Source organism: Capnocytophaga sp. oral taxon 323, assembly GCF_001278825.1.
Classification (GTDB): Bacteria; Bacteroidota; Bacteroidia; order Flavobacteriales; family Flavobacteriaceae; genus Capnocytophaga; species Capnocytophaga ochracea.
Genome location: NZ_CP012589.1, coordinates 94432 through 106539 on the forward strand (window position 1 = coordinate 94432; position 12108 = coordinate 106539).

10 protein-coding genes and 1 tRNA gene are annotated in these 12108 nt (G+C 39.6%); 7 read left to right on the plus strand and 4 right to left on the minus strand.

Annotation, left to right across the window (positions count from 1 at the left end):
* Positions 1-79: 79 nt before the first annotated feature.
* Entirely contained in the window at positions 80-2047 is a 1968-nt protein-coding gene (locus tag AM608_RS00390) for a penicillin-binding protein (protein WP_371179204.1), read from the plus strand.
* Positions 2048-2051: 4 nt separating this feature from the next.
* Complete coding sequence (locus AM608_RS00395) at positions 2052-3512, plus strand: UDP-N-acetylmuramoyl-L-alanyl-D-glutamate--2,6-diaminopimelate ligase (protein ID WP_053580383.1); 1461 nt, start codon at positions 2052-2054, stop codon at positions 3510-3512.
* Positions 3513-3704: 192 nt separating this feature from the next.
* Here the strand turns inward: AM608_RS00395 and AM608_RS00400 are convergent.
* Together AM608_RS00400 and AM608_RS00405 are read right to left on the minus strand one after the other, a co-directional pair.
* A tRNA-Arg gene (locus AM608_RS00400) sits at positions 3705-3778 on the minus strand.
* Between the two features lie 88 nt (positions 3779-3866).
* Positions 3867-4919 (minus strand): branched-chain amino acid aminotransferase, encoded by a 1053-nt coding sequence (locus AM608_RS00405; protein WP_053580384.1) that lies wholly within the window; start codon positions 4917-4919, stop codon positions 3867-3869.
* 152 nt (positions 4920-5071) lie between these two features.
* On the opposite strand from AM608_RS00405, the gene mnmD reads away from it, so the two are divergent.
* Positions 5072-5734 carry a tRNA (5-methylaminomethyl-2-thiouridine)(34)-methyltransferase MnmD gene (gene mnmD, locus AM608_RS00410; RefSeq protein ID WP_053580385.1) on the plus strand — a complete coding sequence of 221 codons (663 nt, stop codon included), beginning with the start codon at positions 5072-5074 and terminating at the stop codon, positions 5732-5734.
* On the opposite strand, the gene AM608_RS00415 is transcribed toward mnmD, so the two are convergent.
* Both AM608_RS00415 and tsaE read right to left on the minus strand, forming a co-directional pair.
* The gene (locus tag AM608_RS00415) at positions 5697-6722 is read right to left on the minus strand and encodes an o-succinylbenzoate synthase (RefSeq protein WP_053580386.1); all 1026 of its coding nucleotides are present in this window, start codon (positions 6720-6722) and stop codon (positions 5697-5699) included. The genes mnmD and AM608_RS00415 overlap by 38 nt on opposite strands.
* Before the next feature lie 45 nt (positions 6723-6767).
* A complete protein-coding gene (gene tsaE, locus AM608_RS00420) occupies positions 6768-7232 on the minus strand; it encodes a tRNA (adenosine(37)-N6)-threonylcarbamoyltransferase complex ATPase subunit type 1 TsaE (protein WP_082315769.1) in 465 nt (154 codons plus the stop codon).
* A 312-nt stretch (positions 7233-7544) separates the two neighbouring features.
* Between tsaE and AM608_RS00425 the strand changes: the two genes are divergently transcribed.
* From AM608_RS00425 to AM608_RS00440, 4 genes are all read left to right on the plus strand, one after another.
* Entirely contained in the window at positions 7545-8870 is a 1326-nt protein-coding gene (locus tag AM608_RS00425) for an anaerobic C4-dicarboxylate transporter family protein (protein ID WP_053580387.1), read from the plus strand.
* A 56-nt stretch (positions 8871-8926) separates the two neighbouring features.
* Positions 8927-9985, plus strand: a complete 1059-nt coding sequence (gene ansB, locus AM608_RS00430) for an L-asparaginase 2 (RefSeq protein WP_053580388.1) — start codon at positions 8927-8929, stop codon at positions 9983-9985.
* 68 nt (positions 9986-10053) lie between these two features.
* The gene (locus AM608_RS00435; protein WP_053580389.1) at positions 10054-11256 is read left to right on the plus strand and encodes an OprO/OprP family phosphate-selective porin; all 1203 of its coding nucleotides are present in this window, start codon (positions 10054-10056) and stop codon (positions 11254-11256) included.
* Positions 11257-11262: 6 nt separating this feature from the next.
* On the plus strand, positions 11263-12102 hold the full coding sequence (locus AM608_RS00440; RefSeq protein WP_053580390.1) for an AraC family transcriptional regulator: 840 nt from the start codon (positions 11263-11265) through the stop codon (positions 12100-12102).
* Positions 12103-12108 lie beyond the last annotated feature (6 nt).

The window sequence follows — 12108 nt, forward strand, 5'->3', positions numbered from 1 at the left end:
TAATAGATAATACAAGTAGAAAGAAGCATTGGAAAAAAACGATAAAAAGATAACATCGCGCACTTATTTGGTAGCCATTATGATGCTACTGATGATAGGTGTCATTGCGGTAAAGCTCATAAAAATACAAATTGATGGTGATGAGTATCGCGCCAAAGTAGACGAAACTACCTTGCGAGAAGCTGATATTATCCCCAGTCAAGGTAATTTGTATTCTGATGATGGTAGCTTGCTTGCCACTTCGGTAACTCGCTATGATATCCGTTGGGACGGTATTGCGCCTTCCAGAGCTAATTTCAATAGGTATGTAAAACCCCTCAGCGATTCGCTTTCGCGTATGTTTGGAAAACCCAATAGCTATTACTTAAATCTCTTTAAAAAAGAACGTAGCTTAAAGAATCGCTATATGCTCGTAGCTACTAATCTGGGCTATAGCGAGTACTCCCGAATCAAGAAATTTCCCCTCTTCAATAAAGGTCCTTATAAAGGCGGTATTATCGTCGAGCGCAATATAAAACGCGAATATCCATTAGGTGGGATTGCACACCGCAGTATCGGCTATGCCCGTACTGATGAAACAGGCTATACTACCCGTGTAGGTTTGGAAGGTGCTTATGCCAGCTATTTGTTAGGAACCAAAGGTCGACGCGTAGAACAAAAAATAGCACAAGGACAGTGGAAACTTGCCAGTGGTTTTAATATCATCGAACCTAAGGACGGCTACGATGTAGTGTCTACCATCAATATTAATATCCAAGATATCGCTCACCACGCTTTGCTTACGCAACTTAAAAAATACAAAGCTCATCACGGTTGTGTGATAGTAATGGAGGTGAATACAGGTGAGATAAAAGCTATTTCTAACTTAGAGCTGAATACTAGAAACGATACATATTCTGAGCGTTATAACTTTGCTATTGGTGAAGCACACGAACCTGGTTCAGTCTTCAAACTAATGACGGTAGTAGCCGCTATGGAAGCCCGCAATATCGATACGACTTATGTGGTAGATATCAAGGAAGGAAAACAACAGTATTACGATAAGACCTTTCAAGACTCTCAACATAGGTTTACAGGAAATATAAGTCTCAACAAAGCTTTTTCGGTCTCTTCTAATGTCGGAATGACAGAACTCGTGCATAGCCTCTTTTCAAAATCTCCTTCTGATTTTACTACCAAGCTCATTCAAATGAACCTAAATCAACCCTTAGGCTTACCTATTTTAGGCGAAGGGATTCCCTATATTCCTACACCTCGCGACAAAATATGGAGTGGGGTAACGCTTGAGTCAATGGCAATAGGTTACTCCGTAAAGATTACTCCTTTGCAAAGCTTGGCTTTCTATAATGCAATTGCCAACGGGGGAGTAATGGTCAAACCTCGAATGATAAAAGAAGTAAAGGAATGGAATAAAACAGTAGAGAAGTTTAATGTGGAGATTATCAATGGTAAAATATGTTCTAAACAAACTGCTGACCGTGCCAAGGGACTATTGGCTAATGTAGTAGAACGTTCCTACGGTTCAGGGCATCGTCTCCATTCTCCCGATTTCTCAATGGCAGGTAAAACAGGTACAGCCCGTAAGAACTATGCCAGTGCCGATAAGAGTAAGCTTAGCTATATATCTTCATTTGCAGGCTTCTTTCCTGTCGATAACCCCAAATACTCTTGTATAGTGGTAATTCACGAACCCGATAAGAGTGTAGGTTTTTATGGAGCCGATGTATCAGGTCCCGTATTTAAGAGTATTGCTCATAAAATCTATACCAATTCGCTGTTGATGGATACGGTAGAAAACGTAGATAAAATATCAGCCAGTACCACAACAAACTACGAAGATTACTACGCCAAAGCTGCTAAGTACAAAACCATAATGCCCGACCTTAGTGGTATGAACGTAATGGACGCTGTTGCTCTCTTGGAGAATATGGGCTTACGAGTGAAATTCTCAGGTGAAGGAAAAGTAAGCACACAATCAATTGCCAAAGGTACTAAAGTGCCCCGCAATATAGTAGTAGTGTTACAATGTGGCAAATTAGAGAATTAACATTATGAACTTAAAAACATTACTTAAAAACATTACTATAAAAACTTCCCTTTATGTGGAAGATAAAGATATTACCTCCGTTTGTTTCGACTCTCGCAAGGTAGAAAAAGGAAGTATGTTTGTTGCTATTTCTGGCACTCAATCTAACGGACACGAATATATAGACCAAGCTATACACAGTGGCGCTACTACTATTGTATGTGAGCACTTACCTCAACAGCCCTTGCCTGATGTAAGCTATATAGTAGTTCCTAATACTCATAGCGCCTTAGCTCTTATCGCGGCTAACTTCTATGGCAATCCTTCCGAAAAACTTACCTTAGTAGGCGTTACAGGCACTAACGGAAAGACTACTATTGCAACGCTTCTCTACCAATTGTTTAGAAAAGCAGGACAAAAAGCAGGCTTGCTCTCTACAGTGGCAGTATACGTAGACGACCAGCGTTTTGAAGCTACTCACACCACCCCCGACCCTCTTCAACTGAATCATTACCTGCACTTAATGGTAGAACAAGGGGTGAAATATTGCTTTATGGAAGTGAGCTCTCACGGCATCGACCAGCATCGTACTGAAGGACTACAGTTTGCAGGAGGTATCTTCACTAACCTCACCCGCGACCACCTCGATTATCACAAGACCTTCGCTGCCTATCGCGATGTGAAAAAGCGTTTCTTTGATGCGTTACCCGCTACCGCTTTTGCCTTAGTAAACAACGATGATAAGAATGGGGCTTTTATGTTACAAAATACCAAAGCTCAAAAGAAAACATACGCACTCAAAACTCACGCAGATTATAAGGCATATATCATTGAGAGTAGATTTGACGGCTTGCTGTTGCGTATCAATCAGCACGAGGTATGGACAAAACTCATAGGTGAGTTTAATGCCTATAACCTTTTGGCGGTATATGCTACAGCTACTCTATTGGGTATTAACGAACTCGAAACGCTTACTCTTATCAGTGCCATAGAACCTGTGGCAGGACGTTTTCAGTATGCAGTATCGGCTACGGGAGTGATTACCATAGTGGATTATGCTCATACCCCCGATGCCCTTGAAAACGTTCTGAAAACCATCAACGATATACGCACTCACAACGAGACCCTCACTACCGTAGTGGGCTGTGGAGGCAATCGCGACAAAGGTAAACGCCCTATAATGGCTGATATAGCAACAACCCTCAGCGATAATGTAATCCTCACTTCCGACAATCCTCGCAATGAAGAACCTGAGACTATTCTTTCCGAAATGGAACAAGGGGTACAGCCACAATACTTTCACAAAGTACAAACTATCACCGACCGTCGTCAGGCAATACAATCCGTTTGCAAGAATGCCAAAAAGGGAGACATCATTCTCATCGCCGGTAAGGGACACGAAACTTACCAAGAAATTAAAGGCGTTAGACACCATTTCGACGACTTTGAAATCGTACGGGAATACTTGGAGCTCTATAAGAAATAAGATTAGGTTTTAAGAGGGAAGTTTTTAAGTATTTACATCATTATAAAAATAAACATTTCCAAGAACTTAAAGCTCTTGGAAATGTTTATTATGCCACTACTTTGTTTTAAGATTTAAATTGTGTATATTTATTTTCCTTATACGACGTTCATTAAAATAAAAAAAGCTCCAACTTTGTTGGAGCTTTTTTCGTGACCTCGACAGGATTCAAACCTGTAACCTTCTGAGCCGTAATCAGATGCGCTATTCAGTTGCGCCACGAGGCCATTGTTGTTCTTGTTTTACGGGTGCAAAGGTACGACCTTTTTTGAAACCTGCAAACTTTTTCACAACTTTTTCACAAATTATTTCTTCTTACTTTACTTGCACTCTCCAGCCGAAGGGGTCTTCTGCCTTGTTATACTGAATGTTAAGTATTGCTTGCTTGATTTTATCGGTATATAATTCAGCAGGGCGATTTACGCTGTAATCTTTGCCTTTATAGCCAAACCCAGATATAGGACTAATTACCGCTGCCGTTCCGCAACCAAACGCTTCTTTCAATTCACCTTTTTCAGCAGCTTCGATAAGTTCGGTTACTTTCACGGGGCGTACTTCGGTTTTGATACCTAATCTTTCGGCTACTGCAATGATACTTTTACGAGTTACCCCATCGAGAATACGTTCACTAGTAGGGCAAGTAACAAGGGTGTCACCAAAACGGAACCATAGGTTCATTGTACCTGCTTCTTCTAAGAATTGGTGAGTAGCATCGTCTGTCCACATCACTTGTTGATAGCCTTCATTGGCAGCTTCCTGAGTAGGGAAAAACTGACCTGCGTAGTTACCTGCTGCTTTAGCAAAACCAAAACCTCCATTAGCAGCACGGCTGTAATAGTCGGCTATTTTTACTTTTACATCGCCTTTGTAGTAAGCTTGTACAGGGGCAGTAATAATCATAAAAAGGTAGTTTTTAGCAGGAGCCGCTTGCACGCCAGCAGTAGTAGCAATCATAAATGGGCGCAAATAGAGGGCATTGCCAAAACCTGGTTTTACCCATTCACTATCGATATCTACAAGAGTGCGGAGTGCCTTATCAAACCATTCTTCGGGGAACTCAGGCATTGCCAATCGTGCGCAAGATTTATTGATACGTTTGTAGTTTTCTTGCGGACGGAATAGAAAAACGTGTCCGTTGTCGTCCTTATAAGCTTTCATTCCCTCAAAAACAGCTTGTCCGTAGTGAAATACGCTTGCCGAAGGCTCAAGGGTTATAGGAGCATAAGGTTTGATGGTTGGGTTTTGCCACTGTCCATCTTTGTATTCGCAGATAAACATATGGTCAGCAAAAGTTTTACCAAAACTCAGTTTTGAAAAGTCTATCTGGTTAATACGACTTTCTTTTACTTTTTCAATCTTTAAATTCATATTGTTTTAGTTTTTGATTTTGTCTAAATTTTTGTCAAAGGTACAAAATATTTTTTAACTTTGTCGCGTAAAACACAAAAATCTTTACCTATATTTTTCAACACACTAACTATTAAACGATTACTTGTTATCTTTTATCTTTTACCTGAACAATGACTCACGAACTTATAAAAACCTCTGATGGCTCTACCAGCTTTTATATTCCGCAGTTGGACGAGACCTATCACTCAGTACACGGCGCGCTTCAAGAAACTCAGCACGTGTTTATCAAAAACGGACTGCAACTATTTGATCACCAAAGCATCTCTATCTTAGAAATTGGCTTTGGCACGGGGCTCAACGCTTTAGCTACTTACAAGGAACACGAATCCTTGCAACTGAATATTCGTTACGAAACGGTAGAAGCCTATCCGCTTTCGTGGGACGAAGCCTCACAGATGAATTTTTCGCAATTGCTGAACGATGTTACACTCACCCCTATCTTTGAACAAATGCATCGCTGTCTCTGGGACAAACCAGTGTCACTTTCTTCATCTTTTAGTTTCAAAAAGCGATTACAACGTTTCGAAACTATCAACGATACCGATACTTTCGACCTTATTTATTTCGATGCTTTTGGGGCGCAAGTACAACCTGAATTGTGGCAAGAAGCTATTTTCCAACAAATGTACACTGCCCTTAAACAAGGAGGCTATTTGGTAACCTACGCTGCCAAAGGCTCTGTGCGTCGTGCAATGCAGGCTTGTGGTTTTATGGTGGAACGATTACCAGGACCGCCTATGAAAAGGGAAATGTTACGCGCTCACAAGGATTAAAGCCCAAATGTCCGTTTTTCACATAGAGTGGAAAAGGTAAGTTGTTAGTATACAATGCTCCTGTACCTAAACCTTGGGGCATTGGGTTGCGAAGTGTGTACGTCCACTGCGCAATGGCATTAAGCCCTATGTTGCTCTCCAAAGCCGATGTTATCCACCAACCTATGCCTAATGTTTCGGCGAGGGTTATCCATTCTTCAGAACCTCTATAACCTCCTATGAGCGAAGGTTTTAAAATGATATACTGCGGTTGTATCTCTCTCAGAAGTCGTTGTTTTTCTTCCCTTGTAAATATCCCTATCAGCTCCTCGTCGAGGGCAATAGGCAGAGGTGTTTGTTCGCATAGTTCAGCCATTGCTTCCCACTGTCCTGCGCGTATAGGCTGTTCAATAGAGTGTAATTGCAAAGTAGCCAAGCGTTCTAAATACCTCAGTGCCTCAGTTGCTTGAAACGCACCATTAGCATCTACCCGTATTTCTATATCGCTTGCCGAAAACTCATTGCGCAAGGCTTTTAAAATGCGATATTCTTCTTCAAAGTCGATCGCTCCTATCTTCATTTTGATACAGCGAAAACCCTGAGCGAGTTTCTCTTTTGTCTGCGTTTTCATAAAGTCTGGAGAGCCCATCCAAATGAGTCCATTGATAGGTATAGCGTCTTTGCCCTTCGTAAAGTTCGAAGGAAAGAGCTCGTACCAGTGTGGAGCTGCTACCGACCTAAATGCTTGTTCCACCCCAAATTGTATAGACGGAAAAGTCTTGAGCTCTTCTAATAAAGCCTTTTCTCCCAAGTGTAAGTGTTGTTCTACCCATTGCAATTTGGTCTCATAATCAGGTACATCATCGGCACTAAGCCCACGAAAGAGATTGCATTCTCCTATGCCTTTTTTGCCCTCTTGTTCTATTACTAAAAAGAAGGTTTCTTTGGAGGTAAGAACCCCTCTTGATGTCCCCGAAGGACGTTTAAAATTGAGAATGTGTTTAATCATAATTTGGTGCAAACCGCACGAGCATTTTATCAATTTGCTAATTTTCTAATTGCTAACTACTAATTTTCTATGGTTTTTATCTATTTGTATCAATTCGACTGTGGTATAAGTATCAGGCAAGTATTTTTCAACCTTTTCCGCCCATTCAATAAAGCACCAATCGCCAGAGTAGAGGTATTCTTCAAAGCCGATATTAAAAGCCTCTTCCTCGTTTTTGATACGGTAAAAATCAAAGTGGTAAATACGACTATCAGCACCTTCATAAGAGTTCACAAGGCTAAAAGTAGGGCTACTCACATTGTCTGTACTACCTAAGGCACGCACCAAGGCTTTGATGAGTGTTGTTTTGCCAAATCCCATTTCTCCTCTAAAAATCACCACTTTGTAGTGTAAGTGAGGCAGAAGTTTTTTTGCAATTGTATCGATATCCGCTAAAGTGTAGGTAAATTCCATAACGTTATTTTTGAGGGCAAAGGTAGCAAATAATTGCGAATGACCTCCGTTTGACATTGAAAAGAATTTTTAATGTTATATACAAAAATCTTAAAAAATCAAAAAATGGAAATTAACTGAATTATAGAAATTATATTATTTTTAACTATTGTATATCAAGTGTTTATATACCTTTTGTATAACAATCTTCCAAGATTCGTTCAAGGTTCCTATAAGCTTCCTATAAGCTAAGTATAAGTTATCTCCTAAATTTAAAAGTTCTTTTTATTTTAAAAAATATTCTTTTTCTCTTTTTTGTTTTCAAAAACTTTCGTATCTTTGACCCAAAATTAGTAGTTGCTAATTGCTATTGTCAATTATTCATTGAATATGATATATATAGAATTATTAATCGTGCTCCTCGCTATCTTTGTAGGAGCGAGAGTAGGAGGTATCGGGCTCGGTATCTTCGGTATGATAGGTTTAGGAATTCTGGTCTTTTGTTTCGGACTCAAACCTGGTAATCCGCCTATTGATGTAATGCTTATCATTGTAGCAGTTATTACAGCGGCTGCTACATTGCAAGCAGCGGGAGGTTTAGATTATTTGGTGAAGGTAGCCGAGAAAATTCTGCGCAGAAATCCTGCTATGATTACCTTCTTGGCGCCTGTACTCTGCTACTTTTTTACTTTGTTTTCAGGTACAGGTCACATTGCCTATTCGCTTTTGCCTATCATTTCCGAAATTGCTACCGATAGCAAGGTACGCCCTGAGCGTCCCCTTTCTATATCGGTAATAGCTTCGCAACAGGCTATTACAGCCAGCCCTATTTCGGCAGCTACAGCCGCTTTACTTTCAGCTGAGCTTTTAGGTAGTAAAGGTATTACGTTAGATAATATTCTGATGGTGTGTATCCCCGCTACGCTCATAGGGGTGATTGTAGGCGCCATAGCCGTGAGTTTTATGGGCGTTCCTCTCGAAAAAGACCCTGAATACCAACGCCGTTTACGTGAAGGTCTTTTAGAAAAAGAAAGTCATACCGCTTCGCAAATGACCGGTAAAGACCTGCAAAGAGCCAAAACGTCAGTGATTATATTCCTTATAGGAGTCCTCTCTATCGTACTTTTTGGTTCTATTGATACCTTGCGTCCATCTTTTGAAGTAGGAGGTGAGAAAGTACAGATGGGAATGACCCAACTCATCGAAATTATAATGATGTCTATCGCTGGCTTGATGATTATCTTTGCTCGAGTAGACATCAACAAAGCAGTAAAAGGCTCGGTATTTATTGCAGGTATGCAAGCCGTGATAGCTATTTTTGGGATTGCTTGGATGGGTGATACTTTTTTCAATGGCAATATTGAGTTCTTCAAAATGCACATCGAACAAATAGTTACTCAATATCCTTTCCTCTTTGCAGTAGCCCTTTTTGTAATGTCTGTTCTTTTATTTAGTCAAGCCGCTACGGTACGAACTCTTTATCCGTTAGGTATTGCCTTAGGTATTCACCCAATGGCAATGATAGCAATGTTCCCTGCTGTGAATGGCTATTTCTTTATCCCTAATTATCCTACCGTAGTAGCTGCTATCAATTTCGATAGAACAGGCACCACTCGCATAGGCAAGTACGTGCTGAACCACTCGTTCCAAATTCCTGGTTTTGTAGCTACTATTGTAGCCATTGCAGTAGGTTACCTAATAATTATGTTTATGTGAAAAATCTAATTTCTAATTCTTAACTTTCCATTCAAAACTAATAACTAAAATCATATATGATGACATTGATGAAAAAAATTGCCCTCTCATTGCTCTTAATGATGACTGTGGCAGTCTTTGCGCAACAAAAGCCAAAGATTCGTATTTTAGCTACTGGCGGTACTATTGCTGGAGTAAGTAAATCGAATACTGAAACCAACTATAAAGCTGGTGAGCTCGGTATTTATCAACTCTTGGAAGCAGTACCCGAAGTGAAGAATATAGCCAATATAAGTGGTGAACAGATTGTGAAAATCGGTTCACAAGATATGAACGATGAGGTATGGCTCACCCTTGCCAAACGCATCAATCAGCTCTTAAATAAAGAAGGATATGATGGTGTGGTAATCACCCACGGTACCGATACAATGGAAGAAACCGCTTACTTCCTCAACCTTACCGTACACAGCAAAAAACCTGTGGTAATGGTAGGAGCAATGCGTCCTGCTACAGGTATGAGTGCCGATGGACCTCTAAACCTCTATAACGCAGTAGTAACTGCTGCCGATAAAAATGCTATGGGGCGTGGGGTAATGGTTTGTATGAACGATATTGTACTTGATGCCAAAGATGTGATTAAAACCAGTACTACAGCTGTCGAAACTTTCCAAGGAGCTAACTATGGCAAATTGGCATATATTCACAACGGTAAGGTATTCTTTAATCGTACTCCTGAAAACAAACACACTTATCAATCAGTGTTTAACGTTGATAATTTGAAACAATTGCCTAAAGTAGGTATCGTATACAGTTATTCTAACGTATCCGAATTGCCAATGAAAGCTTTTATGGACGCTAAATTCGATGGTATTGTACACGCAGGAGTAGGTAATGGTAACCTCTATCACACTATCTTCGATTTGGCAGTAAAAGCTAGAGAGCAAGGCATTCAGTTTGTGCGTTCTTCACGCGTACCTACAGGAGCAACAACTCTCGATGCCGAAGTAGATGATGCTAAATATCAATTTGTAGCTGCACAAGCACTCAACCCACAAAAAGCTCGTGTTCTATTGATGTTAGCACTCACTAAAACCAAAGACTGGAAACAAATCCAAAAATACTTTAATGAATATTAAGATTTAGTCTTTAGTCGTTAGTACTTAGCTAACGATTAAAGACTAACAATTAACGACTAATTTATACTATGAAAAAAATATTATTGGCAATAAGCCTTCTGGTAGGAGGTGTTGCCACCGCACAACAAGATTTGCAAGACCAAATCAACCAATTGAGGGCAGAAATCGACCAGTTAAAAGCTACTGCTCCTGCGCCTCTACCTATGCCACAAGATGAAGAGGAAAACCCTATTCATAAGAAGTTTAATATGTACTTCAACTTTCAATCGAGCTTTGATCTTGAAAAAGTAAAAGACCAAGATATGACTGCTCAATTCAAAGCGCGCCAATTACGATTGGAGGTTCGAGGTGATATTACCGACCGTATTTTCTACCGCTTTCGTCATCGTTTGAACAAATCAAATGCAGGAACTTCTTTGGATAATCTTGCCAAAGCTACCGATATGCTCTATGCAGGTTTCCGTTTAGACGATAAATGGACACTTACTGCAGGTAAAATGTGCCAAGCGTGGGGAGGTTTTGAGTTTGACCTAAACCCAATGAACATCTATGAATATTCTGATTTCGTAGACCATATGGATAATTTTATGTTAGGTGCGATGATTACTTATGCCCCTAATAAAAATCACGAGTTTAACTTCCAAATTACCGATGTGCGTAATGATAGTTTTGAAAAACTATACGCAGGAAGTAGCTTTGAAGCAAGCAAATCACCACTTGCTTATATTTTTAACTGGAATGGTAGTTTCTTTGATAATAAATTGCAAACACGTTGGGGAGCAGGGATTCAGCAAGAGGCTAAAAATATAGCCAATTCGATGGTTATGTTGGGTAGTAAGCTAAACTTACCTAAGTTTCAAGTCTTCTTCGATTATATGATGGCTTATGAAAACTTAGACCGTTTGCAATACGCTTCTGTTTATACCACAACAGCCGTAGCTGTTCCTGCTTATTTAGAAGATACATCTTATAATTCTTTTGTAGTAAAAGCCGAATACCAGCCTATTCCACAACTGAATATTTTTGCACAAGGAATGTATGAAATGGCTGATGTGAAAAATAGTAGTCTCCCTTCTGGGGCTTATAATAACAACTATCGTTCTTATGGCTATTATGCAGGGGTTGAATATTTGCCTTTTGAAAAGCAAGATTTGCGTTTCTTCTTGGCTTATATAGGGCGAGCATATGATTATGAACACCAACCGCTTTCTCCTATGTTAGATAAAAATAGAGTAAGTATTGGTTTGATGTACCGTATTAAGGCATTTTAGTGAATAGTGGATATAGCTGTTAAACATATTACATTACAACAATTCTCCACACCTGTACGTGTGGAGAATTATTGTGTATTTATATTTCGAGGAGAAGGAACTATTGCCGTAGATACGGTGCCCTATCCTTATGAAGGTAATACACTACTTTTTCTATCACCTTATCAATATTTTCAATGGGTAGAAGGCACTGCCAATGATAGCCTACTGTTGGAATTTCACGGTGATTTCTATTGTATTGAGTACCACAAAAAAGAAGTAGCCTGTAACGGACTCCTATTTAACGCTATCTTCTTGCATCCTCATATCAAGGTTACTGATAAACGTTTTGATGAAATAATAACTCTTTTTGAACGTATAGAAGACGAAAGCAAAATGCCTTCCCTTTATTCAGAATCTGTACTCAAATCATACTTGCAACTTATTTTGGCTTTAGCAAGTAAAGAAAAAAGCCTATTGTTAGAGCATACCTCTCTTAAAACTGAACATCATTTAGCTAACGACTTCCAAAAACTCTTAGAAGACCATTTTATTACAGAACGCAATGTGTCCTTTTATGCATCAGCATTATGTCTTACTCCCGATAGTTTTAGCAAGAAAATAAAAACACTTTTAGGAAAAACACCCAATAAACTCATACAAGAACGTGTAGTACTCGAAGCTAAAAAACTGCTTCATCTCACCTATAAATCCATTAAAGAAGTAGCCTTTGAACTCAACTTTGAAGATGAGTTTTATTTCAGTAGGTTCTTTAAAAAAAATGTAGGTCTCTCACCCAAACACTTCCGAAAAAAGGTGGGAATCTCTATCGTTGCCCAGCCTAAAACGGAAAAGTCTATGAAATAACCTTTT